The 25,222-nt window shown below is 63.9% G+C and carries 23 protein-coding genes; 20 read left to right on the top strand and 3 right to left on the bottom strand.

The window, feature by feature from the left end:
* Positions 1-15 precede the first annotated feature (15 nt).
* From NYR97_RS04245 to NYR97_RS04230, 4 genes are all read left to right on the top strand, one after another.
* Entirely contained in the window at positions 16-294 is a 279-nt protein-coding gene (locus tag NYR97_RS04245; RefSeq protein ID WP_205393689.1) for a YbeD family protein, read from the top strand.
* Positions 282-980 carry a lipoyl(octanoyl) transferase LipB gene (gene lipB / locus NYR97_RS04240; protein ID WP_316696827.1) on the top strand — a complete coding sequence of 233 codons (699 nt, stop codon included), beginning with the start codon at positions 282-284 and terminating at the stop codon, positions 978-980. Before NYR97_RS04245 ends, lipB begins: the two co-directional genes overlap by 13 nt.
* Positions 981-995: 15 nt before the next feature.
* Positions 996-2,009: a lipoyl synthase gene (gene lipA / locus NYR97_RS04235; protein WP_205393691.1), complete on the top strand. Its 1,014-nt coding sequence runs from the start codon at positions 996-998 to the stop codon at positions 2,007-2,009.
* A 256-nt stretch (positions 2,010-2,265) separates the two neighbouring features.
* On the top strand, positions 2,266-4,425 hold the full coding sequence (locus tag NYR97_RS04230; RefSeq protein ID WP_205394762.1) for a carboxy terminal-processing peptidase: 2,160 nt from the start codon (positions 2,266-2,268) through the stop codon (positions 4,423-4,425).
* A gap of 492 nt (positions 4,426-4,917) precedes the next feature.
* Here NYR97_RS04230 and NYR97_RS04225 read toward each other — a convergent pair whose 3' ends face one another.
* The gene (locus NYR97_RS04225) at positions 4,918-5,784 is read right to left on the bottom strand and encodes an endonuclease/exonuclease/phosphatase family protein (RefSeq protein WP_316696825.1); all 867 of its coding nucleotides are present in this window, start codon (positions 5,782-5,784) and stop codon (positions 4,918-4,920) included.
* 170 nt (positions 5,785-5,954) lie between these two features.
* On the opposite strand from NYR97_RS04225, the gene NYR97_RS04220 reads away from it, so the two are divergent.
* From NYR97_RS04220 to gnd, 8 genes are all read left to right on the top strand, one after another.
* On the top strand, positions 5,955-7,010 hold the full coding sequence (locus NYR97_RS04220; protein WP_316696822.1) for a bifunctional nicotinamide-nucleotide adenylyltransferase/Nudix hydroxylase: 1,056 nt from the start codon (positions 5,955-5,957) through the stop codon (positions 7,008-7,010).
* A gap of 128 nt (positions 7,011-7,138) precedes the next feature.
* Complete coding sequence (locus tag NYR97_RS04215; protein WP_316696820.1) at positions 7,139-8,542, top strand: nicotinate phosphoribosyltransferase; 1,404 nt, start codon at positions 7,139-7,141, stop codon at positions 8,540-8,542.
* A 22-nt stretch (positions 8,543-8,564) separates the two neighbouring features.
* The gene (locus NYR97_RS04210) at positions 8,565-9,665 is read left to right on the top strand and encodes a hypothetical protein (RefSeq protein WP_316696818.1); all 1,101 of its coding nucleotides are present in this window, start codon (positions 8,565-8,567) and stop codon (positions 9,663-9,665) included.
* Entirely contained in the window at positions 9,658-10,722 is a 1,065-nt protein-coding gene (locus NYR97_RS04205) for a DNA methyltransferase (protein ID WP_316696816.1), read from the top strand. The genes NYR97_RS04210 and NYR97_RS04205 overlap by 8 nt, the downstream gene beginning before the upstream one ends.
* A 73-nt stretch (positions 10,723-10,795) precedes the next feature.
* Positions 10,796-11,596, top strand: coding sequence for a DUF2242 domain-containing protein (locus NYR97_RS04200; RefSeq protein WP_316696814.1), 801 nt, complete (start codon positions 10,796-10,798; stop codon positions 11,594-11,596).
* Between the two features lie 124 nt (positions 11,597-11,720).
* Positions 11,721-12,101, top strand: coding sequence for a glycine zipper 2TM domain-containing protein (locus tag NYR97_RS04195; RefSeq protein ID WP_205393698.1), 381 nt, complete (start codon positions 11,721-11,723; stop codon positions 12,099-12,101).
* A 125-nt stretch (positions 12,102-12,226) separates the two neighbouring features.
* Entirely contained in the window at positions 12,227-13,528 is a 1,302-nt protein-coding gene (locus NYR97_RS04190) for a hypothetical protein (protein ID WP_316696812.1), read from the top strand.
* 20 nt (positions 13,529-13,548) lie between these two features.
* Positions 13,549-14,490, top strand: a complete 942-nt coding sequence (gnd, locus tag NYR97_RS04185; RefSeq protein WP_205393700.1) for a phosphogluconate dehydrogenase (NAD(+)-dependent, decarboxylating) — start codon at positions 13,549-13,551, stop codon at positions 14,488-14,490.
* 55 nt (positions 14,491-14,545) lie between these two features.
* Here the strand turns inward: gnd and NYR97_RS04180 are convergent, their stop codons facing one another.
* Positions 14,546-15,616 carry an oxidoreductase gene (locus NYR97_RS04180; RefSeq protein WP_316696811.1) on the bottom strand — a complete coding sequence of 357 codons (1,071 nt, stop codon included), beginning with the start codon at positions 15,614-15,616 and terminating at the stop codon, positions 14,546-14,548.
* Positions 15,617-15,766: 150 nt separating this feature from the next.
* Between NYR97_RS04180 and NYR97_RS04175 the strand changes: the two genes are divergently transcribed.
* From NYR97_RS04175 to NYR97_RS04160, 4 genes are all read left to right on the top strand, one after another.
* Positions 15,767-16,138 carry a BON domain-containing protein gene (locus tag NYR97_RS04175; RefSeq protein WP_023905139.1) on the top strand — a complete coding sequence of 124 codons (372 nt, stop codon included), beginning with the start codon at positions 15,767-15,769 and terminating at the stop codon, positions 16,136-16,138.
* Positions 16,139-16,419: 281 nt separating this feature from the next.
* Positions 16,420-16,929, top strand: coding sequence for a lactoylglutathione lyase family protein (locus NYR97_RS04170; RefSeq protein ID WP_168959420.1), 510 nt, complete (start codon positions 16,420-16,422; stop codon positions 16,927-16,929).
* A 159-nt stretch (positions 16,930-17,088) separates the two neighbouring features.
* Positions 17,089-18,777, top strand: a complete 1,689-nt coding sequence (locus NYR97_RS04165) for a tannase/feruloyl esterase family alpha/beta hydrolase (RefSeq protein WP_316696810.1) — start codon at positions 17,089-17,091, stop codon at positions 18,775-18,777.
* Between the two features lie 249 nt (positions 18,778-19,026).
* The gene (locus NYR97_RS04160; protein WP_316696809.1) at positions 19,027-19,560 is read left to right on the top strand and encodes an SRPBCC family protein; all 534 of its coding nucleotides are present in this window, start codon (positions 19,027-19,029) and stop codon (positions 19,558-19,560) included.
* A gap of 82 nt (positions 19,561-19,642) precedes the next feature.
* Here NYR97_RS04160 and NYR97_RS04155 read toward each other — a convergent pair whose 3' ends face one another.
* Positions 19,643-20,569 (bottom strand): LysR family transcriptional regulator, encoded by a 927-nt coding sequence (locus NYR97_RS04155; RefSeq protein WP_316696808.1) that lies wholly within the window; start codon positions 20,567-20,569, stop codon positions 19,643-19,645.
* Positions 20,570-20,846: 277 nt separating this feature from the next.
* Here NYR97_RS04155 and NYR97_RS04150 point away from each other — a divergent pair, with 277 nt between their 5' ends.
* The 4 genes from NYR97_RS04150 (at position 20,847) to folK (ending at position 25,210) form a co-directional block, all read left to right on the top strand.
* Positions 20,847-22,658 carry a sensor histidine kinase gene (locus NYR97_RS04150; protein WP_316696807.1) on the top strand — a complete coding sequence of 604 codons (1,812 nt, stop codon included), beginning with the start codon at positions 20,847-20,849 and terminating at the stop codon, positions 22,656-22,658.
* A complete protein-coding gene (locus tag NYR97_RS04145) occupies positions 22,655-23,095 on the top strand; it encodes a response regulator (protein ID WP_006452631.1) in 441 nt (146 codons plus the stop codon). The genes NYR97_RS04150 and NYR97_RS04145 overlap by 4 nt, the downstream gene beginning before the upstream one ends.
* A gap of 3 nt (positions 23,096-23,098) precedes the next feature.
* Positions 23,099-24,601, top strand: coding sequence for an ATP-binding response regulator (locus tag NYR97_RS04140; protein ID WP_205393704.1), 1,503 nt, complete (start codon positions 23,099-23,101; stop codon positions 24,599-24,601).
* A 93-nt stretch (positions 24,602-24,694) separates the two neighbouring features.
* Positions 24,695-25,210 carry a 2-amino-4-hydroxy-6-hydroxymethyldihydropteridine diphosphokinase gene (gene folK, locus NYR97_RS04135; protein WP_316696806.1) on the top strand — a complete coding sequence of 172 codons (516 nt, stop codon included), beginning with the start codon at positions 24,695-24,697 and terminating at the stop codon, positions 25,208-25,210.
* Positions 25,211-25,222 lie beyond the last annotated feature (12 nt).

Below are 25,222 nucleotides of genomic sequence, written 5' to 3'. Positions count from 1 at the left end.
CCCGATAATGGGCGGATGGAAATCAGCTCCGACAACCCCGATCACGGCTTCCAGTTTCCCGGCACCTTCGAGCTCACCGCCATGGGCGCGGCCGAACGCGGGCTGGAAACCGAACTTCCGCGTCTGCTTGCCGCCACCGGCGTGGAGTTGCTGGAAGAAAGCATCAGCTGGAAGCACTCGTCCACCGGCAAGTATGTGTCCATCAGGATCGGCTTTCGCGCCGATGACCGGGCGCAGTTCGATGCCGCCCATCAGGCGCTGCGCGAACACCCGGAAGTGAAGTGGACGCTGTAGCGGCCGAGCCTGTGCTGGCAGCGGTTCCGATCCTGCCGGCGCAACTGCGCGATCTCGGCCGCCAGGCGTACGCGCCGGTGTGGCGTGCGATGCAGCGTTTCACCGATGCGCGCAATGAGCACACTGCCGACGAGGTGTGGGTGGTCGAGCATGCGCCGGTGTTTACGCTCGGCCAGGCCGGCAAGCCCGAGCATGTCTTGGCAGCTGGCGACATCCCGGTGTTGCAGGTCGATCGTGGTGGCCAGGTCACCTATCACGGCCCCGGCCAGTTGGTGGTGTATCCGCTGCTGGATCTGCGCCGGCTCAAGATCGGCGTGCGCGATTACGTGTGCAAGATCGAGCAGGCGCTGATCGACACGCTGGACGAGTGGAATATCGTCGCCGAGCGCCGCGAGGGCGCGCCGGGCGTGTACGTGGGCGGGGCCAAGATCGCCGCGCTCGGGATCCGGGTGCGGCGCGGCTGCACCTTCCACGGCCTGTCGTTCAACGTGGCGATGGATCTGGAGCCGTTCCATCGCATCAACCCGTGTGGCTACCAGGGGCTGCAAGTGACCTCGGTGCTAGACTTGGGCGGCCCCTCCGGGATGGACGCCGTCAAGGCGGTGCTGCTCGATCAGCTGGCGCGCCAGTTCGGTCTCGTATTGCAGCCTGTTTCCGCATTGCCCGACCTTTCGCTTCCGGCCTGAGCGCCCGTTATTGCCATGACCCAGCCTATCGCCCGTTCCATCCCCTTGCAGGTCGTCTCCGGCGACACCGCCGCGCCTGCGCCGCTGCAGACCGGCGTCAAGCAGATCGGTGGCGACAAGATCAATCGCTCGCCGGTGCAGTTCGTCGATGCGCCGGTGTTGCGCAAGCCGTCGTGGATCCGCGTGCGGATTCCGTCCGGCAATGCGGTGCAGAACCTCAAGGCCAAGCTGCGCGAAAACCGTCTGGTCACGGTCTGCGAGGAAGCCAGCTGCCCGAACATCCACGAGTGCTTCAGCCACGGTACCGCGACCTTCATGATCCTGGGCGAGGTCTGCACGCGGCGCTGCTCGTTCTGCGATGTGGCGCACGGCCGGCCCAAGCCGCCGGACGCCAGCGAGCCGGCCAGCCTGGCGACCACCGTGGCCGATATGGGCCTGAAGTACGTGGTGGTGACCAGCGTGGATCGCGATGATCTGCGCGACGGCGGTGCCCAGCATTTCGTGGACTGCATTGCGGCCATCCGGGCCAGTTCGCCCAAGACCCGCATCGAGATCCTGACCCCGGATTTCCGTGGCAAGGGCCGCATGGACCGCGCGCTGGAGATCCTGGCGCTGAGCCCGCCTGACGTGTTCAACCACAACATCGAAACCGTGCCGGACCTGTATCCGAACGTGCGTCCGGGTGCCGATTACCAGTGGTCGCTGACCTTGCTGCAGCGCTTCAAGGCGCAGCATCCGTCCATCGCCACCAAGTCCGGCATCATGCTGGGCCTGGGCGAAACGATGGAACAGGTGCAGGCCACCTTGCGCGACCTGCGCGCGCACGATGTGGACATGATCACCATCGGCCAGTACCTGCAGCCGACCCCGCACCACCACCCGGTGATGCGGTACTGGACGCCGGAGGAATACAAGGCGCTGGAGGAGTACGGCAATGCACTGGGCTTCAGCCACGTCGCCTCCGGGCCGATGGTGCGCTCGTCGTATCACGCCGATCGGCAGGCAGCCGGCGCTGGCGTTGCGGCCTGAGGTCAGCACTGGCAGTCGAGCAAGCCACACGGCCCTGCGCTCAGCGCGGGGCCGTGTCGTATCCGGCCCATGCGCAGTCGGCTGCAGGGTACGGTCGCGTTCACAATCCGCTACAGGCCCGGCGCTAGGCTGATTCGGCAGCGGATGACAACGCCAGCAACTTTCGGCACTGTCATGCTGTCTGATCCGTTCACCGCCTTCCTTTCATCGGCCCCGTGCCGAGAGCCATTCGATGACCTACAACGTTTCTACGTCCATGAAGGCCGGCCTGCTGGCGCTGGTGTTGACCACTCCGATGGCATTGCTCGCACGCGCCGATACGGCGTTGCCGGCGGCAGCCACGCCCGACCAGGCCACCGCGACCAAGCTGGTCTACGGTCTGCTCTCCGACAGCCGCTATGCCTACCGTCCGCGCACGCTGGACGAGACGATGTCCAAGGACGTCTTCAAGCGCTATCTGGAAACGTTGGACGGCAGCAAGCAGTTCTTCACCCAGGCCGACATCGATAGCTTTGCGCCGTTGCAGACGGGCGTTGGCGATGCGCTGCGTGGTGGCAATCTGGAGCCGGCGTTCCAGGTATTTTCGGTCTACAAGAAGCGCGTCGATCAGCGCGTCAAGTACGCGCGCGATTTGCTCAAGCAGGACTTCGATTTCTCCGGCACCGACAAATTCGAATACGACCGCAAGGACGTGCCGTGGGCGGCAGACGACAAGCAGCTGGACGTGCTGTGGCGGCAGTCGGTGATGAACGATTGGCTGCGCCTCAAGCTGGCCGGCAAGAAGCCTGACGACATTCGCAAGACGCTGGACAAGCGTTATGTCTCGCTGGCCGATTCGGTCAAGCAGTTGAAGGGCGAGGACGTGTTCCAGTTCTTCGTCAACGCCTACACCAATGCGGTCGATCCGCACACCGATTACTTCACCCCGCGCACCGCTGAGACCTTCAATCAGCAGATGTCGTTGTCGCTGGAAGGCATCGGCGCGCAGTTGCAGAAGCAGGATGACATGGTGGTGATCCGCGAGGTGATCCCGGGTGGTCCGGCGGCAGTGGATGGCACGCTCAAGCCGGGCGATCGTATCGTTGGCGTGGGCCAGGCCAAGAATGGCGCGATCGAAGATGTGATCGGCTGGCGCATCGACGATGTGGTCGCCAAGATCCGCGGCAGCAAGGACACCCAGGTGCGCCTGGAGTACATTCCGGCCGAGTCGGGCATCGACGGCAAGCATCGCACCGTAACGCTGACCCGGCAGAAGGTGCGTCTGGCCGAGCAGGCCGCCAAGGGCGAAACCATTACCCTGCCGGCCAAGGGCAGCGAGCCGGAGCGGCGTATCGGCATCATCAAGTTGCCGGGCTTCTATCAGGATTTCGAAGGCCGTCGTCGCAACGCGGCCGACTATGCCTCGGCAACGCGCGATGTGGCCAAGCTGCTGGCCGGCTTCAAGGCCGACAAGGTCGACGGCGTGGTGCTGGACCTGCGCAACAACGGCGGCGGTTCGCTGGACGAAGCCATCGAACTCACCGGCCTGTTCATCCAGCAAGGTCCGGTGGTGCAGGTGCGCGAATCCGGCGGCCGCGTCACCGTCAATGGCGACAGCGATCCCAAGGTGGCTTGGGACGGCCCGCTGGGCGTGTTGATCAATCGCGGTTCGGCATCGGCATCGGAGATCTTTGCCGGCGCCATCCAGGACTACGGCCGCGGTCTGGTGATCGGCGAGACCAGCTTCGGCAAGGGCACGGTGCAGAACATCGTTGATCTTGATCGTTGGCCGGCTGCCGAAGGTCAGCGCTATGGTCAGGTCAAGCTGACGATTGCGCAGTTCTTCCGCGTCAGTGGTTCCAGCACCCAGCACAAGGGTGTGGTGCCGGACATCGCATTCCCGGCCAGCGTGGATGCCACCGAGTTCGGTGAGAGCACCTACGACAACGCGCTGCCGTGGACACGCATCGCCGCCGCGCCGCATACCCAGTACGGCAACTTTGCGCCGCTGCTGCCCAAGTTGCAGGGCCTGCATACCGCGCGTATCGCCACCGACAAGGAATTCCAGTGGTGGGAAGAAGACGTCAAGCAGTTCCGCGATGAAAAGGCCAAGAAATTCATCTCGTTGAACGAAGCCGAGCGCGTTGCCGAGCGTCAGAAGCAGGATCAGCAGCGCAAGGATCGTCAGCAGGTGCGCAAGCAGCTGGGCCTGCCGTTGGACCCGCTTGCCGAAGACAGCGACGACGGCCTGACCGGCAACGAGCGCGACATCGTCAAGGACACCGCACGCGAAAAGGCCGCAGAAAAGCGTCCGGATCCGCTGTTGCACGAATCGGCCGCGATCATCGCCGATGCGCTGGGTCTGCTGTCGCAGGACCAGCCGTTATCGGCGCAGGTGTTGCCGCAGTCGACTGCGCCGGGACGTTGGGCTGATTGATCTTGGTGGGTTGTTTGTAGTGCAAGAAAAGCCACCGCATGCGGTGGCTTTTTTTTATGCCGACTAAGAGCGGCTCTGAGAGCGGATGACCTGTGGTTTTGCTGCAGGGCCCTTGCCCGCCCACCATCGCGGGACACGCCGCAAGTACGTCCGTGTAGGCTCTTACGCGGCATCCATGCCGCGTAAGGTCCCGCGACGGTGGGCGGGCAACGACCAGTGGAGTTGGTCGGTGTGCCTGGTTGCGAGCGGTGCCTGCGCGGGCGTCCGATGGCGGGCAACCTGATCGGCTCCTTTCGATCCGAGCAAATCTCCGCCATTGCCAACATCCCCTTCAGTACCAACATCCCTTTCAGTACATTGATGGTGACTGGTGACTGGTGACTGGTGACTGGTGACTGGTGGATGCGCTTGCGTGCGATGAGGCTTCAATGGTCACGCGCAATGGCGCGCAGGGACGCTCGCTCAGGTCGGCAGGGCAGGGCTGTGGCGATATCACTGCGGCCAGGCAAGTTCGGCCAGCACCGGATAGTGGTCTGACGGCAACACGCCGCCGGGGCGCTGATCCAATGTGGAAAAGCGCGTCGGTGTGAGGCCGCGGAACAGGATCCAGTCGATGCGCCGGGTCGGGTGAGTGGTGAAGTCCTGAAAGGTTTTTTCCGGGCCCTGTCGCTTGGTCGTAAGTGAGCGTGCATCGCCCAGTGCAGCGGTGAGCGTGCGGTAGGTGCCGTTGTCGGGATCGCTGTTGAAGTCGCCGGTCACTACCACCGGAATGTTGGCGGGCAGTGTCGCGATACGCGACAGGATCACGCGTGCGCTGTGTTCGCGCGCTGCTTCGTCCTGGTCGCGGTGAGCGAAGTGGGTGTTAAACAGATAGAAGCGGCGCTTGTCGCTGCGGCGTTCGAACAGCGCCCAGGTGGCCATGCGCGGCAGGTCGGTGTTCCAGCTGCTGCTGCCGGGAATTTCAGGCGTTTCGGACAGCCAGAAGTCGCCCGATTCCACCACTGTCAGGGCACGGCTGTCGTAGAACACCCCCATATGTTCGTCGCTGCCATCGGCGCGGCGGCCTTTACCGAACCAACGGTAATCGGGTAATTGTGCTGCCAGATACTGCGCCTGTTCTTTCACCAACTCTTGCGTGCCGAAGACGTCGGGGTGCGCTTGTTCAATCAACGCGACCATCGCCGTGCGGCGTACCTCCCAACGTTTGTCGCCGTCGGTATCCACCGGCACACGCACGTTGAACGACATCACACGCAGCGGTGCGGGGGCAGGCGCGGCCAATGCGGGTACTGCGATGCACAGCACTGCGATTGCAGCGAGCAAGCAACGTGACACAAGGCGAATGGATTGGCGTGGCATACAGGCGAATTCCTGATAAGGACAGACCGCCAAGTCTAGTCAGCTGGCATGACCGATAGATCACTGTGCATCGATGCAGCGCAGGCTTGACGCCGCCGCACATCGGCGTAGCATTTGCAGCAAGCCAACGGATAGACCGCTGGCTGACCACTCAACCGTGAGGGATTCTCATGGCAACGCAGTATGACTATCTCGTGTTTATCGGGCGTTTCGAGCCCTTTCATAACGGCCACGCCGCCGTCGCCCGCCACGCGCTGGGCAAGGCGAACAAGCTCATTGTGTTGATCGGCTCTGCCGACACGCCCCGCACCATTCGCAATCCGTGGACCGTTGCCGAACGCGCGGTGATGATCGAGTCCGCGTTGCCGGGCGAGAGCGACCGGTTGATAGTGCGGCCATTGCGCGACCATCTCTATAACGAAAGCCTGTGGATCGCCGACGTACAGCGCCAGGTGGCGGAAGCCGTGCAGGCCGATGGCGGCGCGCTCGATGCACGCATCGGTTTGATCGGCATGGACAAGGACGCTAGCAGCTATTACTTGCGTGAGTTTCCGCAGTGGCCGCTGGAAGATGTGCGGCATACGGCCACGCTGTCGGCCACCGAGTTGCGCCGCTATCTGTTCGAAGCCGGCGAGATCGGTTTCCATGGCGGCCTGCTGATGTTGCGCGGCAATGTGCCGGCGCCGGTGTACGACATGCTGGAAGCGTTTCGGCGCAATTCGCCTAGCTATGCGCAGCTGGTGGCCGAGTACCGTTTTATCGAGCAATACCGCGCTGCGTGGAAAGATGCGCCATATGCGCCGACCTTCGTCACCACCGATGCGGTGGTCGTGCATTCGGGCCATGTGTTGCTGGTGCGTCGTCGCGCCGAACCGGGTAAGGGGTTGTGGGCGCTGCCGGGTGGTTTCATCGGCCAGGACGAAGGCCTGCTGGATGGCTGCCTGCGCGAGCTGCGCGAGGAAACCCGGCTCAAGGTGCCGGTGCCGGTGCTCAAGGGGTCATTGCGCGGGCGCCAGGTGTTCGATCACCCCGAGCGCAGCCTGCGCGGACGCACCATCACCCATGCGTTCCATTTCGAATTTCCGGCCGGCGAGTTGCCCGCCGTGCGCGGCGGCGACGATGCCGACAAGGCGCGCTGGATTCCGATCGCCGAAGTGATGGCGATGGGGCCGCGCTTGTACGAAGACCATCTGCATATTCTTGAATTTTTCCTGGGTCGTGGCTGAGAGCGACACCACCTGCTGCGTGCTGCTGCTGACTATCAAGCAGCCGCTCATCCCAGGTGTTGGCTTGAACCATGACCTCCCGCCGGCGGATAGACCGCTGGTTCACTCGACGCGAAGGAGCTTCCGTCATGCATTACCTCGATAACCTGCTGCTCAACACCGACAGCTACAAGGCCAGCCACTGGCTGCAATACCCGCCCGGCACCGATGCGGCGTTTTTCTATGTGGAATCGCGCGGTGGCGTGTACGACCAGACCGTGTTCTTCGGCCTGCAGTCGATCCTAAAAGAAGCCATCAACCGGCCGGTGACGCACGCCGATATCGACGATGCGAAGGAACTATTGGCCGCGCATGGCGAGCCGTTCAACGAAGCCGGCTGGCGCGATATCGTCGACCGTCTTGGCGGCCAGTTGCCGATCCGAATCCGCGCCGTGCCCGAAGGCGCGGTGGTGCCCACGCACAACGTGCTGATGACCATCGAATCCACCGACGCCAAGGCGTTCTGGGTGCCGTCGTATCTGGAAACGCTGCTATTGCGCGTGTGGTACCCGGTGACCGTGGCCACGGTGAGCTGGCAGGTGAAGCAGATCGTGCGCGATTACCTGCAGCGCACCAGCGACGACCCGGAAGGGCAGTTGCCCTTCAAGCTGCATGACTTTGGCGCGCGTGGCGTGTCCAGTCTTGGCTCGGCCGCCCTCGGTGGCGCGGCGCATCTGGTGAACTTTCTCGGCACCGATACCTTGTCGGCGTTGTTGCTGGCACGCGCGCATTACCACACGCCGGTGGCGGGGTTTTCGATTCCTGCCGCCGAGCACAGCACCATCACCAGCTGGGGCCGCGAGCGCGAGGTGGATGCGTATCGGAACATGCTCACGCAATTCGCACGGCCCGGTTCCATCGTGGCGGTGGTGTCCGACAGCTACGACATCTACCGTGCCATTCGCGAGCATTGGGGCACCACCTTGCGCGAAGAGATCATCGCCTCCGGCGCGACGGTGGTGATCCGCCCCGATTCCGGCGACCCGGTGGACGTGGTCGAACAGTGCCTGGTGCTGCTGGACGACGCCTTCGGCCATCAGCTCAACGGCAAGGGCTACAAGGTGCTCAACCATGTGCGGGTGATCCAGGGCGATGGCATCAATCCGCAATCGCTGCACGCCATTCTCGAACGCATCACTGCTGCCGGGTATGCCGCCGACAACGTCGCCTTCGGCATGGGCGGTGCGTTGCTGCAGAAGGTGGACCGCGATACGCAGAAGTTCGCGCTGAAGTGCTCGGCGGTGCGTGTGGACGGGCAATGGATCGATGTCTACAAGGATCCGATCACCGACAAGGGCAAGCAGAGCAAGCGGGGGCGATTGACGCTATTGCGCGATCGTGACGATGGCAGCTATCGCAGCGCCTTGCTCGACGAAGTGGCCGCCAGCGCGGACAGCGAAGATGCGCTGGTGACGGTGTGGGAAAACGGCGTCATGCAGCAGGAATGGACGTTGGAGCAGGTGCGCGCGCGTGCCGATGCCGCGCGTCGCTGACATTCGGCGCGCAGGCAGCGGCATGGACGCTTCCATCGACGAGGCTTCGTTGCTGTCTGCATCGCCACTGTTGGCCGGGTTGCGCGCTGCGGCGCCCAGCCTGCGGCGGCGCGTGCCGCAGCAGAGCGAGACAGGCCGATGGCATGCGCTGCGCATCGGCGAGCGCGCGTATCGGGTGGCGTTGCCCATCACTTTTACGCCGTATGCGTCGGTGCGGCCGTGTTCGGCGCGCTGCGGTTTCTGTTCGGAAAATCTGCGCCAGCACGGCGGCGGCCTGGCCGCAGCGATGTTGCGTCCGGGGCCGGACTACTTCGCACAGTTGAGCGCTGCGTTGCAGCTGCTGCACGAGGTGCCGTTGTCGTATTCCTTGTCCGGGTTGGAGATGACCGACGATCCGGATTGGTTGCAGGCCTTGCTGCACACCTTGTCGACAACGCCCAACGGCCCGCGTGTGGAGCAGCGCGTGCTGTACAGCAATGGCGCCGGGTTTGCGCGTGCGCAGGGTGCGCAGTTGATCGATGCCTTGGTGGACTTCGGCCTGTCGTGGATCGAGCTGTCGCGTCACCACCCGCTGCAGGCGGGCAACGACGCGATCATGCGCTTTCGCCCCGACGAGCCGATTGCCGATACGGCCACTTTCGAGCATACGGCACGAGGCATTGCGGCGCGCGTGCCGGTGCGACTGGTCTGCATCGTGCAACGCGGTGGTGTGGACAGTGCCGACGCCGTGGCGCAGTACATCGCGTGGGCGCACAGCTGCGGCGCTACGCAGGTGATCTTTCGCGAGTTGTCGCGTCTGGACGATGCGTATCGCAGCAACGGCACCTGGCGTTATATCGCGCAGCACCGCATCGGTATGGAAACCTTGTTGGCGCAGTGCATGCAGCAGCCGTGGTGGTCGCGTTGGCAAGCGGACGGCATGACCGAGGGCTATTACTTCTGGAATCTGCGCATGCGCAGTGAGGATGGCCTGGAAGTGGTGTTCGAAAGCGCCGACTACGCGGCCATGCACGCGCGGCATGCGAGCGGCGACCTCTACAAGCTGGTGTTCTTCGCCAACGGCCGTTTGTGCGCAGGTTGGGATCCGGATGCCGATGTGCTGTGGGAGCCGGCCGATGGATGAACTCGATCAGCACAGCTGGTGGACGCCAACACCGGACGACCCGGCGTGGGCACTACCCGACGACCTGCGCGCAGCCGATCCGCTTGGCGGGCGCGACTGTGGCTGGGTCAATCAGATGCGGCCATTCGTGCGGCATTTCAGTGCGCCGGGGGAGCAGGTGTTCGATCCGTTCTGCGGTTTCGGCAGCACGCTGCTGGCTGCGGCGATGGAAGGGCGCAACGCGCATGGCATGGAGATCGATCCTGCACGTGCGCAACTGGCGCGCACGCGCCTGCTACGGCATGCCGTACAGGCGCCGGTCGTGGTCGGCACGTTGGTCGACACCGCGCCTGCTGCGGCGATCGATCTGTGTGTGACCAACGTGCCGTATTTCGGTTGCCACTGGCGCGGCCAAGCAGTGCCTGGGCAGCTGTATGCCAATGCCGATTACGCCGGCTATCTGTCGGGCATGCGTGCGGTGTTGCATGCGCTTCGCAAGCGATTACTGCCGGATGCCTTTGGCGTGGCGATGGTGGAAAACGTCGTTGTCGGTGGGCGGGTGATCCCGCAGGCGTGGGATCTGGGGCGGATCCTTGCCAGCCTGTTCACGCTGCGCGAAGAACGGGTGCTGTGCTACCAGCGGCCGGGCGCAGCGCTGACGCATGCCGGCACGCAGAGCAATCGCAGCCACGAGTACGCATTGATTTTTCAGCATTGCCGTCCGCGGCTGGACCTGCAGCAGGCGGCGCAGTTGCTGCAGGCGGTGCGGGCGCAAGGTCTGCCGGTGGTGGTGCACGGGAGCTACGCGCGTTGGTTGGAGTCGCCGGACTTGCTGCCCCAGGGTCCGGCCGATCTGGACCTGATCCTGCAAGCCGAGCAGCCACTATGGGACCGCCTGACTGCGTGGTTACACGAGCAGGGATTCGTGTTGAGCCTGTGGGGCGAGCCATGCCGGGCGCCGGTGACGCTGGCCGCGGTGCGCGCGCACCACTATCTGCGCGCCGAGTGCATCGGTGCAGATGGCAGCCGCCTGCAGCTGGACCTGCAATTGCCGGCGGATGAACCGCCGTTGCCCTGATCCGGCAACGCCACGCCACGCGCACATGGGTTGCGGCTATGCTCTTGGCCGGTTTTGGATGCCGGAGTTGTCTATGTCTTGTTCTTCCCTGATCGCGCGCGGCGCGCTGCTTGGCGCGTTGGCAACCCTGGCTGGCTGCGGTGGCAGCAAGGGCGACACGATGCTGATGCGCGAGTCGTTCAATTCCGACGATACCTATTCGCGCAGTGTGGCAGCCACCTCGATGCAAGCCTGCGAGGCCGCGCGGCGCGTGTTGTTGAGCCAGGGCTACGCAGTCACGCGCGCCGATGCCGCAGGCGTGGAAGGCAGCAAGAACTTCCAGCTCAAGGAGGCCGACCAGAGCGAGCAGCTCAATCTGCGCATTTCCTGCGCCACGCAGGAGGGCAGCAAGGCGCAGGTGTTCGTCAGTGCGCTGCAGGATCGTTACGCATTGAAGAAGAGCTCGACCTCGGCCAGCGTCGGTGTCGGCGTGCTGGGCTCGTTGTCGCTGCCGGTGGGCAGCACGGGCGATTCGCTGGTGCGTGTGTCCACCACCACGGTGCAGGACGCGGCCTTCTACAAGCGCTTTTTCGAGCGCTTGAACTCGTATCTGCCCAATGTGACCCAGGCCGCGCCTGCCGCGGCGAGCGCGGCCCCCGCACCGGTCGCACCGCCGCATCCGGCAGCGGCCACACCAGCGACGGCGGCACCTGTGCCGACCGCAGCGGCTGCAACGCCGGCGACGGTAGTGCCGGCCACTGCCGCAACGTCTGCTTCCACAACAGTCGAACAGCCGCCGGTTGCGCCGCTACCGGTCGAGGCCCAGGATCCGCCCCCCGCGCCGGCGCCCACGCCGACGAACGTGCCGAAGACCGAGCCAGCCACTCAACCGTGACGGCGCGGTTCACGCTTTGCTGCGGAACCTGAATAGGTGGTTGTGCCTTTCACGTTGCGTTCTCTACCGAGCCGCGAGAGTGCAGCCACGGCTCGCCGAGTGGGCGAGAACGACGGAGACCACGATGAAGATGCGCAATTCCCTGCTGGGTATTTCCCTGATCGGCCTGATGGCGACGAGCACCTTCGCGCAGGCCCAGACCCATTCGCGCCAGCACCGTTATACGGAAGCAGACGAAGGCCGCAGGTTCAACGACGGCACCCGCGTTCGCTGCAAGAACGTTGAAGTGCAGAAGAATTCGACTGACCCCAATCGCGTCGGCGGCACTGTTGCCGGCGCAGTGGTTGGTGGCCTGCTGGGCAATCAGGTGGGCGGCGGTAATGGCAAGAAGTTGGCAACCGTGGCCGGTGCAGTCGCCGGCGGTGCTGCGGGCCGCACCATCCAGGGCAATCGTCAGCAAGCCAACGGCAATCGTCAGGTCGAGCGCGTCTGCGAACGTCGTTGAATCTGCTGAATTGAATTTACGAGCCCCGGTCATGCCGGGGCTTTCTACGTTTGAGGGTGCAGCGCCGTGCTGTCGATCCACACCACATCGCAGCGATGAGTTTTTTTCGCACTTGCCGCAACGGGATGTTTGCTCTGGCCTTGTTGGCCGCGCAATTGCTGCAGGTCGCCGTTGCCGCGCCAAGTGAGGCAGCCAACGCTGCAGGGGTGGACTGCGTCGAAGCGTTGCTGCGTCGCCTGGGCTGGGACATCCGCAGCGCTGCGGTCAGTGCGCCGGTGATCCAACGCGGAGAACCGTGTACGCGCGGCTCGCTCGCGCAGGCACGCGCCGCCGGCGATCTGCAGCTGACGCTTCCGGCAAGTTGGAACGCGCAACAGCGCGGCGCATCGCTCAAGGCCTTGCTGGACGATTCCGCCACACAGTGCGCCTATGCGTTCGAGGTCGGCGCGGCCACGCGGCGTGCAACGACGCAGCTGCAAGACAATCCGCACTATCGGTTTTCGGCCGTGCAACTGGGCTGGATCGGCTTCGGCTGGCGTGGCGCCGCTGCGCAGGGCTGGAGTGGATTCAAGAGTTTCGGGCGCGGCTATCAGCCGCGTGGCAGCAATGCGCAGGCGCTGGATGCGTTCTACAGCGGCCAGGTGCGTTCCGAATGCGGGGTGGGGCGCCAGGTGGCGCAGCTGGCCACGCAGCGCGAGCTGTACGGCGATGCCGGATTCGATCAGGTATTCACGCCTGGCGAGTTGTCGATCGGTACCTTTTTGACCTTGCACGACACCGACAGCATCTTGTTGGGTGCGCATGCCGGCGAGTTCCTTGCCGACGGCAAGGCAGTCAAGACCGCGCAGCTGGGGCGCCAGGCATTTGTCGGTGCGCCGGGCTTTATCGCGCATGTGTTCGACAAATCGTATCTGGACGACATCCATAACCAGGCCGAAAACTTCGTGGTGGTGGATGTCAGCGATGCGGCTGCGCAGGCCTTGGCGCAGCACGGCGGCTTTGCGCATTACGACGCACTCAATCGACAGATCTGGGAACTGGCCAAAGATGTGCGCGGGCCGGGCAAGCGGCGCTTCGAGCGGCTGCTGTACGAGCACGATGCAAAACTGCGCGCCACGCTCGATGCGCAGCAACAGGCGCAGCTGCAAAGGCTACAAGCGTTACTGGACGATCCGTTCTATCAGGGCTTTCTGGTCTATGTGCATCCCAAGGGCGTCAAGCCGATCGGCTATCACGTCGCGCGACTGCTCGACCGCAATCCGCGCACGCCGTATGCCATCGACCTGACCCTGCACAATTTGCGCAGCACCTTGTACTGGCGCTGGATCGATTGGCAGCTGCAACAGTGCAGCGCCGGCACCGTTGCGGAACGATCCATTGAGAATTCCGCCACGCCAGCGTACGCCCGGCGTGGCACCCTGCACTGATCAGATCATGAGGAGCGATTATGGAACTGGGTATGGTGGGTTTGGGCCGCATGGGCGCCAACATGGCCGAGCGTCTGGTACACGGCGGGCATCGCGTGCACGGCTACGACCCGGGCGAGGGCGCGCGTAGCAGTGCGCAGGCCAAGGGCATTGTCACTGCCGATGCGCTGGCAGCATTGGTGTCGGCGCTGCCGAGCCCGCGGGTGCTGTGGTTGATGGTGCCGGCGGGCAAGATCGTCGATGACACCCTGGCGCAGCTGCTGCCGTTGTTGCAGGCCGGCGACATCGTCATCGATGGCGGCAATTCGTATTACAAGGATTCGCAACGCCGCGCCGCGCTGTTGCAGGCCAGCGGTGTTTCGTTCGTCGATTGCGGCACCAGCGGTGGCGTCTGGGGTCTGCAGGAAGGCTACAGCCTGATGGTGGGCGGCGACGAGGCGGCAGTGACCACGCTGCATCCGGTGCTGGCCACGTTGGCGCCGGCAGCGGACAAGGGCTGGGGCCGCGTTGGCCCGAGCGGTGCCGGCCACTTCACCAAGATGGTCCATAACGGGATCGAGTACGGAATGATGCAGGCCTATGCCGAAGGCTTTGCGCTGATGCAGCACAAGACCGATTTCGCGCTGGATCTGCACCAGGTTGCCGAGATCTGGCGCGATGGCAGCGTGGTGCGTTCGTGGTTGCTCGATCTCACCGCCGATGCGCTGGCGCACAACCCGAGCATGGCCGGCATCGCACCGTTCGTGGCCGATTCGGGCGAAGGCCGCTGGACGGTGGCCGAGGCAATCGATCTGGAGGTGTCTGCGCCGATCATCACGCTGTCGCTGATGGAGCGGTTGCGCTCGCGCGACAAGGATTCGTTCACAGACAAGTTGCTGGCGGCGATGCGCAACCAGTTCGGTGGGCATGCGGTGATGACCACCACCGCGACACCGCCGACGATCGGCAGCAAGGACGCGTAACGCGTCAGCGAGTGAAGCAGTTCATGCGCGCCTGCCTTGCGGGCGCGCAGTCGTTTCAGCGGTCGCCAGACCTGGCGCCAGTGCCATCCAGCCACTGCACCTGACCCGACGCAGCACTGCGTTGCGCCAGCTCCAGCAGCTCCATCAACTGCACGGCGTCTGCACCACTGACCGGTGCCGGGCCGGTACCGGCCAATGCATCGCGAAATGCGGCGTAGCAGTTGCGATAGTCGCCGGGCAGGGTGTCGGGTTGATGGGTGTGCACGCGGCCTTCTTCATCGACACGGGTGACGGTGCCTGGCAGCGGGTCGACACCCCAGCCGGCGGTGCCCGGGCGACGCCCGGCGCGGAGTTGGTCTTCCTGCGTATCCAGCCCGTGCTTGAGATAACTGCCGCGGGTGCCGTGGACGGCAAAGCGCAGGCTGCTGTCGGCCACCAACGAGCCGGCATGCAGGATCACGCGCAGGCGCGGGTAGCGCAGGGTCACATGGAAATAATCGTCGCTGCGTGCCTGGCTGCGTTGGCGTTGCAGATCCGCACTGATCGCCTGCGGGGCGCCGAACAATTGCAGTGCCTGATCGAGCAGATGCGGGCCCAGGTCGTACCACAGCCCGGCGCCGGGGATATCGCTCTCGCGCCAACGGTCGCGTACCTGCGGGCGGTAGCGGTCGAAGTGCGAATGGAATTCCACCACCTCGCCCAGCTGCCCTTCGTCGATCAGCCGGCGCACGGTGAGAAAGTCTGCGTCCCAGCGGCGGTTCTGAAACACGCTGACGATGCGCCCGGCCGCTGCGGCAGCGTCCACCACCTCGCGCGCCTGTGCGGCATCCAGTGCGAAGGGTTTGTCGACCAGCACGTGTTTGCCGGCGGCCAGTGCTTGCAAGGCGAACGGCGCATGGGTCTGGTTGGGCGTGGCAAGCACCACCGCATCGAGCGCGGGGTCGGCCAACGCGGTTTCCAGATCGGCAAGCACGGCCACGTCGGGGAAGTCGGCCTGCGCTTGTTGCGGCTTGGACGACACCACGCTGTGCAACTGCAAACCCGGCGTGCTGGCAATCAGCGGGGCATGAAAGGTGCGGCCGACATAGCCATAGCCGACGACGGCCAGATTGAACGGTTTAGGCATTGAAAACGGTTCATCGCAACGACTGAGGAAGCGTCCATGGTATTGCACACACCCGTGTGCGCTAGGTTCACAACCTCTGCATCCGGCAGTCACACCTGCACGACGAACGCCACTGCAGACTGCGGCCACATTCACTGGAAGGGGTATCGGATGAAGAACATGACGCATGCACGCAAGTTGCTGGCTCTGTCGCTGTCGCTCGGTCTGACGCTGGGTGCCTCGCAGGCATTCGCGGCGCCGCAGGAACATGCCGATCACAAGGACCACGCTGCCAGCATGGACGAGTCCAAGAAGCCGGTGACCGACACCTGGATCACCACCAAGGTGAAGGCCGATCTGTTGGCCACCGACAACGTGTCGGGTACCGACGTCAAGGTCGAGACCAAGAACGGCATCGTGACCTTGACCGGTTCGGTCGCGACCAAGGCCGAGCACGACAAGGCCGTGGCTGTGGCCAAGGGCATCGAAGGCGTCAAGAGCGTCAAGTCGGTGGGTCTGAAGGTTGTTGCTGCGAAGAAGTAATCGCAGCCACAAATGCCGGGCCGCCGCGACGAGGCGGTTGGCCTGAGCACGAAGGCGCACTCTACGGAGTGCGCCTTTTTTTTGGTGTGCGTGGCTGATCGGGCCTGGAAGGTCGCTTGCCACGCCTTTCGGCGATGTGCGCGCTCGATGTGACGCCTTCTGCTGCGAGCATGCGTGGTGGCGGTTATATCAGGATCTTATCGGGGCCATAAGACGCTGCAGGGTCTCATCGCCGTCATCCCCACTTAGTATCGGTGCACCTCATTCGCCGTGCGCTCCCCATGTCTCAGCCTTATCCGCGAAACTTCTCGCATATCGGTTTGTCGGTCACTGACATCGACGCCGCTGTCGCGTTTTACACCGATGTATTGGGCTGGTATCTGATCATGCCGCCGACCCTGATCAATGAAGACGCCAGCGCCATCGGCGTGATGTGTACGGATGTCTTCGGAGCCGGTTGGGGCTCGTTTCGCATCGCGCATCTATCGACAGGCGATCGTATGGGCGTTGAGATTTTCCAGTTTCGCAACGCGGAAAAGCCGGCCAACAACTTCGAATACTGGAAGAGTGGTGTCTTTCACTTCTGCATCCAGGACCCGGATGTCGAAGGACTGGCGGCGAAGATCGTTGCTGCCGGTGGCAAGCAGCGCATGCCGGTGCGTGAATACTTCCCGGGCGAAAAGCCTTATCGCATGGTCTATATGGAAGACCCGTTCGGCAATATCCTGGAAATCTACAGCCACAGCTATGAGCTGACCTATTCGGCCGGTGCGTACGCGTCGACTCGTTGAAGAAAGAGGATTCTTGCGATGTGTAGCCCGACCAGTTTCATCATGCGCAACAAGCAGCTGTTCCGGGCGACCATGATTAGCGTAGTTGCCGCAGTGTTTGGCGGCGGGCTGCAAGGCTGCTCACGGGCCCAGGATGCGCCGACTGCCGTTGTTCCAGCCATGGCAGCGCTGCCAAAGGCCGCTGCCGCGCTCGATGTCGTCAAGCCTGTGATGGCTTGCGCGGACTTGGCGACGTTCGATCTGGGCGCGATCGGGGGGGCGGGCAGCAAGATCACCGCTGCTGTCGAAACCACCAACCAGGCGGGCCGGTCGATTTGCGCAGTCGAAGGCACGCTCTCGCCCACGATCAACTTTGCAGTGCAGTTGCCGATGCAGCATTGGACACAGCGCTATCTGCAGATTGGCTGTGGTGGGCTGTGCGGCAGCATCGCGGGCAATGTCGGCGCTGCCGATGGATGCGCGCCCTTGAATAGCGGCGGCTTCGTGTTGGCGGCCACCGACATGGGGCATCAGGATCAGGATGGCGCATTCGGCAAGGACGCAGGCAAACGCGCCGACTTCGCCTATCGCGGCCAGCACCTGACGGCCGTGGCTGCCAAAGCGTTGGTCCGGGCCTATTATGGCCGGCCGCAGCGCTACGCGTACTTCAGCGGCTGCTCCGATGGTGGGCGCGAGGCCTTGGTCGAGGCGCAGCGTTATCCGGATGATTTCGACGGCATCATCGCCGGTGCCGCCGCGCTGAATTTCATTGTGCAAAACGCGGTCTTCCATGCCTGGCAGGCACGTGCCAATACCGGTGCCGACGGCAAGCCGGTGCTGCTGGCAGCGCGCCTGCCGATCCTGCATGCAGCGGTGCTCAAAGCTTGCGATGCGCTCGATGGACTGGCCGATGGGGTGATCGGCAATCCGCTGGTGTGCCACTTTGATCCGGCAACGCTGCAATGCCCGGCCGATGCGCGGGATCGTTCCGCCTGCCTGAGCGCGGCCGAGATCGAGGTCGCCCGCAAGTTTTATGACGGCCCACGCGACCCTGCGACCGGCACGCGCCTGAGCGCCGGTGGCCCGCAGTACGGGTCGGAGCTAGCCTGGGCCGGCGTGTATGTGCCGCAGTCGGCCAACGAGGCGATCTTCAGTGAGAAGGTCAGCCTGCCGGTGCTGCGCAACATGGCGTTCGACGTTGATCCGCCGAGCGATTTCACGCTGGCCGACATGCAGTTCGATCTGGCGACGTTTCAGAAGCTGCGCTTTCGGCATCGCCTGTTCGATGCGACTGACCCCGACCTGTCGGCCTTTGCCGACAACGGCGGCAAGCTGATCCTCTTCCACGGTTGGTCCGACCCGCATATTTCGCCGATCAACAGCATCGCCTACTACACTGCGATGCGCGAATACATGGGCAGCAAGCGTGTCGACGGCTTTGCACGCCTGTATGTATTTCCCGGCATGTATCACTGCTCCAACGGCGAGGGTCCCTACCAGATGGATCTGCTGACGCCGATGATGGCCTGGGTCGAGCGTGGCAGTGCGCCGGATGCAATCCAGGCGCGTCAACCGCAGCAGTATGCAGCGAGCGATTTTGGAGCGCCGCGAGGTGCAGGTGGCATGGGCGGTGAGCGCGCGGCGCCTGCGCCAGGCACGCAAGCAGCAGCGCTTGGGCCGGACAAGCCGTCCACCGCACCGATCATGCGAGCGCGCCCGGTGTATCCCTGGCCGTTTACGACAGCGTGGAATGGCAAGGGCGACCCCGACAAGGCATCCAGCTTCGTACGGGGCCCGGCGATCGACGTGCAGATGCCGGAGTGGGCCGGCGCCGAATTTTTCAGCCCTTACACACCACTGGCGCAGTGACGCGGTGGCCTGGTGAGCGACAGTGGCGATCGATTCCAGGATCGATCATGCGCAACTCAGGTGTATCGCATCGCGTGGCAGTGTCCGGATGCTAATATCAGATTCGGCGATGGAGGAAATAAAAAGTAAGGATTGGATTTATATCTGCTCGGCCGCCATCTTTGGCCGAACAGACAGGCATGGGCAGCAATTGCGCGCCCGTGGCACTGCTGATCCAGGCCACTTTCATCCAACGCAGGACTATCTCTCATGCAAACCAACGTTGCGCACGCCAATGCGATCATCTGGCCAGAAGGCTACGTGCCGGGTTTCACCGAAAATTTTGCCTCCAACGAGGTCATCGTCGCCGGCTTGTCTGCCGCCGAGATCTGGCCGTTGCTAAGCGTGCCCTCGCGCTGGCCCAGCTACTACGCCAACTCGGCCAATGTGCGTTTTTCCGATGACACCGGTCCGCAGCTGGAAGACGGTGTGCGTTTTTATTTCGAAACCTTCGGATTTCCGGTGCATGCCCGCTGCACCGAGTTCGTCGCACCGACCAACGGCCAGCCCGGACGCGTTGCGTGGCACGGGTGGTCGGGCGAGGAGGGCAGCGCGACGCGACTGGACGTGCACCATGCCTGGCTGGTGGAAGACCTGGATGGCGGCCGCGTGCGCATCCTCACGCAGGAAACCCAGAAAGGTAAGCCGGCCGAAGAGCTGCACAACACCAAGCCCAACCCGATGATCAATGGTCACCAGGAGTGGTTGGACGGTCTGGTTGCCGCTGCCCGCGCCGCCAGGTAAGCGCGGCATCTGCCAGTTGCCGGGATGGCGTGAGCTGGAATGCCATCGTTGAATGGCGACGCCCTGCGGTCACGCGCACTGCCTATCTACGGCGGCGCGTGGCGCGATCTCCGCAATGATCGAACAGCAGCTGGCGCAGCCAGCGTTGCGCGCCATCGTGATGGGTACGCGCATGCCAGGCGGCAATCTTGGTAAAGCCCGGGATGGCGATGGGCGGCTCGAATGTGGCCAGGTCTTCGATGCCGGCAACCAACCGGCTGGGCAGGATCGCCACCATGTCGCTGGCGCGCAGGATCTCGGGAAGGATGAGGAAGGACTGCGCCGACAAGGTGACCCTGCGGTGCTTGCCGAGCGCTGCCAGGGCCTCGTCGGTCACACCGCGGAATCCTCCGCCTAGATACGACACCAGCGCATGGTCGAGCGCGCAGAACTGGTCGATCGTCAGGCGCTTGCGGTTTCGCTGCAGGGCAGGGTGGTCGCCACGCAACACGCAGACGTAGCGTTCTTCGAACAGCGCGCGGGCATGCAGGTCGGGCGGCGTGCTTTCTGGCGTCAGCAGGGCCAGGTCGATCTCGCCGCGTTCCAGCTCAACGTAGATCTGCCGGTCGTCCACCGGCACCAGGGCCACACGGATGTGCGGCGCCTGTTGCTTGAGTGCAGACAGGAACGGAATCGCGATCGCCCGCAAGGCGTAATCGGTGGCCGCAATCGTAAAGGTCTGCGCCGCGGTCGATGGCTCGAACACCAGCGGTTGCAGCAAGCCGCCGATTTCGCTGATGACCTGCTTGAGCGGCCCGGCCAATGCCAGGCAACGCTGCGTGGGCACGATACCGCGCTGTGCGCGCACGAAGAGCGGGTCGTCGAAGGTCTTGCGCAACCGCGTCAGCATGCCGCTCATGGCCGGTTGGGTGACGCCCAGCCGGGCCGCAGCGCGGGTGACGTTGTGCTCGTCCAGCAAGGCATCCAGCGCCTTGAGCAGGTTCAGATCCAGTGTCTTGATGTCTTTCATTCAGGCGTTCTTGGGATCGCTTGGGACCGGCGCCTAGATGGCGGCATGGTTGCCTGCACACACTTCGCCACGTCGGTCGTGCAGTGTGCCGACGATACAGCCGATAAACGGCGTACTTGTCTCACCGTTTTCACCTTTACTGCACTTATGATGTGCCCATTCAGCTATGTCACGGATCGGCGTGACAAATCTGAATCATTAATCTCACCTTGGGTCTGGTCGGGGATAATACCGGCGTGCCTTCGGGTCCTTGCAGCGAGCGGATACAGATCGAGTAATGCAGACAACGGTCCAAGCAGACAGATGGGATCGCTGGCGCCTGCCTTTGCTGGCAGTTGCCGTGTTCCTGATTGTGGTGGTGCCCTCGTTGCTGTTGCAGCAGATGGCGCACAACGCCAATCAGGCCGCGGTGTGGGTCTCGCATAGCCAGGACGTGCAGGAAACCGCGCAGCGTCTGGAAGCGGCGCTGCGCGACACCGAATCGGCGGCGTTGATGCGCTCGCACGGTGTGGTGCGCCCTGCCTTGCTGGAGCGCATGCGGCGTGGCCGGCGCGAAGCGCTGACGGCGGTGCATCAGCTCATCGTGCTGACCAAGGACAACCCGGCTCAGCAAGTGCGGATGGGGCGCATCCAGAGCACGATCGAGCGCCGCTTGCTGCTGGCCGAGCGTATCGCCGTGGCGACCGATCCCACGCTGATCCGTGCGCTGATCGACGACATGACCTTGAACAACCCGATCCGGCTGTTGATCGACGAGTTGCAAAGCGCCGAAAGCAAGTTGCTGGAACTGCGCAGTACGCGCGCCATCAAAGAACGTACGCATTACGCGGTACTGAGCTGGGCGACGCTGGCCGTGCAGTTGCTGCTGTTGGGCACGGTGATCTGGTTGCTGCAGCGGCAGATCCGCCGCCGCCTGGCGGCCGAGCAGGAATATCTGCGTGCCAATGGCCGGGCCAGTTCGGTGCTGCAGACCGTGCGCGAGCCGATCGTGCTGCTGGATGACAAACAGCGCATCATGCTGCACAACCCGGCCTTCGCCGAGTTGTATGGCCTGGAAGAGCGCGGTAACGAATCGATGTCGCTGGAGGACGTGGGCGATGGCGTGTGGCGCGATGCGCAGATTCATCAGCGACTTGCCGACGTGCTGCTGCGCGACCGCGAGTTGTGGGATTACGAACATGAGCAGCGCGGCGCCGATGGCGTGCTGCGCACCATGTTGATCAACGCGCGACGCATGCCGCTGCCCGATACCAACGACGACGATGTGGTGCTGATGACGGTGAGCGACATCAGCCTGCAGAAAGCCTCGCAGCAGCGCATCCAGGAACTCAACCGGCAGATGGAAGGCAAGGTCGATCAGGTGTCCGAGGTCAACCGCGAGCTGGAAGCCTTCAGCTATTCGGTCTCGCACGATCTGCGCGCACCGTTGCGGCATGTGGCCGGTTTTTCGGACAAGCTGGCGCGTCACCTGGGCGATGCGGCGGACGAAAAATCGCGTCACTACATGGAAGTGATCAGCAGCTCGGCGCGGCGCATGGCGTCGCTGATCGACGATCTGCTGGTGTATTCGCGCCTGGGCCGCAGTGCGCTGCGCCTGCAGGCGGTGGACATGCAGTCGCTGGTGTCGGAGACGCGCGCGATCCTGGATTCCAGCGTGCAAAGCGAGAACACCGGCCACCGTGTGGAATGGCATATCGCCCCGCTGCCGGTGCTGGTGGCCGACGAGAACATGATGCGCCAGCTGTGGATGAACTTGCTGGGCAATGCGGTCAAGTACAGCGCCAAGCGCGAAGTGGCCAAGATCGAGGTTAGCTACCGGCCGCTGCCGGACGGCGGCCATCAATTCAGTGTGCGCGACAACGGTGCCGGCTTCGATATGGAGTACAGCGCAAAGTTGTTCGGTGTGTTCCAGCGTCTGCACAAGGCCAGCGAATACGCCGGTACCGGCATTGGCCTGGCCAGCGTCAGGCGCGTGTTGACGCGCCACGGCGGCCGGGTCTGGGCCGAGGGTGTCGTCGACGAAGGCGCCACGTTCCATTTTGTGCTTCCCCCTGCGCATGAAGCGCCCAACCAAGAGTTCAATGCATGAGTGCCATCCGTACCATTCTTCTGGCAGAAGACAGCCCGGCCGATGCAGAAATGGCGGTCGACGCCCTGCGCGAAGCCCGCCTGGCCAACCCCATCGTGCACGTCGAAGACGGTGTGGAAACCATGGACTACCTGCTGCGTCGTGGCGCGTTCGCCGATCGCGAGGAAGGCTTGCCGGCGGTGTTGCTGCTGGACATCAAGATGCCGCGGCTGGATGGCCTGGAAGTGCTCAAGCAGGTGCGCGGTGACGAGACGCTCAAGCGCTTGCCGATCGTGATCCTGTCGTCCTCGCGCGAAGAGAGCGACCTGGCCCGCAGCTGGGACCTGGGCGTGAATGCCTATGTGGTCAAGCCGGTGGATGTCGATCAGTTCTTCAATGCGGTCAAGACGCTCGGCACGTTCTGGGCGGTCATCAATCAGGCACCGGAGCTGGACTGAACCATGCTGCAAGAGGGTGGCAAACTGGAGCAGCTGAAGATCCTTCTGGTGGAAGATTCACCGGAAGATGCCGAGCTGTTGTCCGATCAGCTGCTGGATGCCGGCATCGACGCGGCGTTCGAGCGCGTGGACAGCGAACGCTCGCTGCGCAGCGCGCTGGATGAATTCCAGCCGGACATCGTGCTGTCGGATCTGAGCATGCCCGGGTTTTCCGGCCACCAGGCATTGCGTCTGGTGCGCCAGAACGGCGCCACGCCCTTCATCTTCGTCTCCGGCACCATGGGCGAGGAGACTGCGGTCAAGGCGCTGCAGGACGGCGCCAACGACTACATCATCAAGCACAACCCGACCCGCTTGCCGAGTGCGGTGATCCGCGCGATCCGCGAAGCGCGTGCCGACCTGGAACGTCAGCGCGTGGAGAGCGAACTGATGCGCGCGCAGCGGCTGGAAAGCCTGGCGATGCTGGCGGCCGGGTTGAGTCACGACTTGCGCAATATCCTGCAGCCGTTGTTGATCGTGCCCGACCTGCTGGCCGGGCGCACCGACGACCCGCAGCTGCGTCAGTTGGCCAAGGTGGTGGCCGAGTGCGGCCGGCGCGGGCATGAGATGGCCGAGTCGATGCTCTCGTTCGTGCGCGGCTCCAACAAGCCGCGCGAGCAGGTGTCCGTTGCCAGTCTGTTCCAGGGCGTGCAGATGCTGCTCAGAAGCAGCCTGCCCGATGGCGTGCGCCTGCAGATGGAGACGATTGCCCTGGATCTGACCATCGAGGCCAATTACACCGAACTGCAGCAATGCCTGCTCAACCTGGGCTTGAACGCGATCCAGGCGATGCCGGGTGGCGGCACATTGATTCTGTCGGCCGATCGCCATGACGATGCGCGCGTGCGCATGAGCGTGGCCGACACCGGCGTGGGCATGAGCGATGAAACCCGCGCGCGCTTGTTCAGCCCCTTCTTCACCACCAAGGCCGATGGCACCGGGCTGGGGCTGATTTCGTGCAAGCGCATCATCGAAAGCTACGGCGGCAGCATCCTGGTCGACAGCCGGTTGGGCGAGGGCACGCGTTTCGACATGCTGGTGCCGATGCGCTCGAACGCGGTGGCGGTTGCCGATACCGAGCCGCCGCTGCCGCTGGGCCATGGGCAACGCATCCTGCTGGTGGACGGCGAAGCCACGCGCCTGTCGCTGCTGGGCAATGCACTATCCAGCCAGGGCTATCAGCCGCAGCTGGCCACCGATGGCGCAGCCGCGCTGCAACTGGTGCAGCCACAGGCCATGCCCGACCTGGTGATCATCGACAGCGACATCATTCTGCTCTCGGCAGTGAGCGTGCTGTTGAGCATGCAGGAGCTGGGCTATCAGGGCCCGGCGATCGTGCTGGAAGATGTCGGCGCGCCGCTGCAGCGGATGCACTTTCCGGCAGATATCCCGGTGCATGTGCTGCGCAAGCCGCTGGAAATGCGCCGGGTGTTCCGTGCCGTGTCGCACGCGCTCGAAATGGCCTGATCCAGGGGTTTTCGCGCGTTGCAGGCGTGCTTGTTCAAGTGCAATGCGATTGCAACAGTTGACGCCCACGCCGGCCGCATGCGCGAATAACGCATGACCACCGTGCTTCTCAGCCTCGGCAGCAATGTCCAGCCGACCCACTACCTGCGCTTGGCCGTCGACGCCTTGCGCGCGCGCTTTGGCCAGCTCGACGTGTCGCCTGCGTACCGCACGCCGGCGGTGGGCTTCGATGGGCCGGACTTCGTCAACAACGCGGTGGTGCTGGACACCGATCTGGATCTGCACGCGCTCGATCATTGGCTGCATGCGCTGGAAGACGCGCACGGCCGCGACCGCAGCGGCCCGCGTTTCAGTGACCGCACGCTGGATGTGGATGTGGTGTTCTTCGGTGATTGCATCATCGAAGGGCCCGGGCATCTGCGTATTCCGCGGCCGGAGCTCAAGCATGCGTTCGTGTTGAAGCCGCTGGCCGATATCGCGCCCGGCTTTGTCGACCCGTTGAGCGGGCAGACGCTGGCGGCGCTATGGCAGGCGCATCCGCAACACGGCACTGCGTTTACGACGGTGGAGCTGGAGGCGGCCCCCGTCGCGGCGGATGTGGCGCAGTAGCGCAGCGTTGCA

Origin of the sequence: Xanthomonas hydrangeae, assembly GCF_032697525.1 — a bacterium.
Classification (GTDB): Bacteria; Pseudomonadota; Gammaproteobacteria; order Xanthomonadales; family Xanthomonadaceae; genus Xanthomonas; species Xanthomonas hydrangeae.
This window is presented reverse-complemented; position numbering and strand designations above follow the sequence as displayed.

What these genes read in the sequence shown, in the direction of transcription:
- NYR97_RS04170 (WP_168959420.1), top strand. Translation starts at nt 16,420, where the DNA reads ATGTCTCAGCCTTATCCGCGAAACTTCTCGCATATCGGTTTGTCGGTC.
- NYR97_RS04205 (WP_316696816.1), top strand. Translation starts at nt 9,658, where the DNA reads ATGGATGAACTCGATCAGCACAGCTGGTGGACGCCAACACCGGACGAC.
- NYR97_RS04225 (WP_316696825.1), bottom strand. Translation starts at nt 5,784, where the DNA reads ATGCCACGCCAATCCATTCGCCTTGTGTCACGTTGCTTGCTCGCTGCA.
- NYR97_RS04230 (WP_205394762.1), top strand. Translation starts at nt 2,266, where the DNA reads ATGAAGGCCGGCCTGCTGGCGCTGGTGTTGACCACTCCGATGGCATTG.
- NYR97_RS04175 (WP_023905139.1), top strand. Translation starts at nt 15,767, where the DNA reads ATGAAGAACATGACGCATGCACGCAAGTTGCTGGCTCTGTCGCTGTCG.
- NYR97_RS04180 (WP_316696811.1), bottom strand. Translation starts at nt 15,616, where the DNA reads ATGCCTAAACCGTTCAATCTGGCCGTCGTCGGCTATGGCTATGTCGGC.
- NYR97_RS04220 (WP_316696822.1), top strand. Translation starts at nt 5,955, where the DNA reads ATGGCAACGCAGTATGACTATCTCGTGTTTATCGGGCGTTTCGAGCCC.
- NYR97_RS04145 (WP_006452631.1), top strand. Translation starts at nt 22,655, where the DNA reads ATGAGTGCCATCCGTACCATTCTTCTGGCAGAAGACAGCCCGGCCGAT.
- gnd (WP_205393700.1), top strand. Translation starts at nt 13,549, where the DNA reads ATGGAACTGGGTATGGTGGGTTTGGGCCGCATGGGCGCCAACATGGCC.
- NYR97_RS04140 (WP_205393704.1), top strand. Translation starts at nt 23,099, where the DNA reads ATGCTGCAAGAGGGTGGCAAACTGGAGCAGCTGAAGATCCTTCTGGTG.
- NYR97_RS04160 (WP_316696809.1), top strand. Translation starts at nt 19,027, where the DNA reads ATGCAAACCAACGTTGCGCACGCCAATGCGATCATCTGGCCAGAAGGC.
- NYR97_RS04215 (WP_316696820.1), top strand. Translation starts at nt 7,139, where the DNA reads ATGCATTACCTCGATAACCTGCTGCTCAACACCGACAGCTACAAGGCC.
- lipA (WP_205393691.1), top strand. Translation starts at nt 996, where the DNA reads ATGACCCAGCCTATCGCCCGTTCCATCCCCTTGCAGGTCGTCTCCGGC.
- NYR97_RS04155 (WP_316696808.1), bottom strand. Translation starts at nt 20,569, where the DNA reads ATGAAAGACATCAAGACACTGGATCTGAACCTGCTCAAGGCGCTGGAT.
- NYR97_RS04165 (WP_316696810.1), top strand. Translation starts at nt 17,089, where the DNA reads ATGGCAGCGCTGCCAAAGGCCGCTGCCGCGCTCGATGTCGTCAAGCCT.
- NYR97_RS04195 (WP_205393698.1), top strand. Translation starts at nt 11,721, where the DNA reads ATGAAGATGCGCAATTCCCTGCTGGGTATTTCCCTGATCGGCCTGATG.
- NYR97_RS04150 (WP_316696807.1), top strand. Translation starts at nt 20,847, where the DNA reads ATGCAGACAACGGTCCAAGCAGACAGATGGGATCGCTGGCGCCTGCCT.
- folK (WP_316696806.1), top strand. Translation starts at nt 24,695, where the DNA reads ATGACCACCGTGCTTCTCAGCCTCGGCAGCAATGTCCAGCCGACCCAC.
- NYR97_RS04210 (WP_316696818.1), top strand. Translation starts at nt 8,565, where the DNA reads ATGGACGCTTCCATCGACGAGGCTTCGTTGCTGTCTGCATCGCCACTG.
- NYR97_RS04190 (WP_316696812.1), top strand. Translation starts at nt 12,227, where the DNA reads ATGTTTGCTCTGGCCTTGTTGGCCGCGCAATTGCTGCAGGTCGCCGTT.
- NYR97_RS04245 (WP_205393689.1), top strand. Translation starts at nt 16, where the DNA reads ATGGAAATCAGCTCCGACAACCCCGATCACGGCTTCCAGTTTCCCGGC.
- NYR97_RS04200 (WP_316696814.1), top strand. Translation starts at nt 10,796, where the DNA reads ATGTCTTGTTCTTCCCTGATCGCGCGCGGCGCGCTGCTTGGCGCGTTG.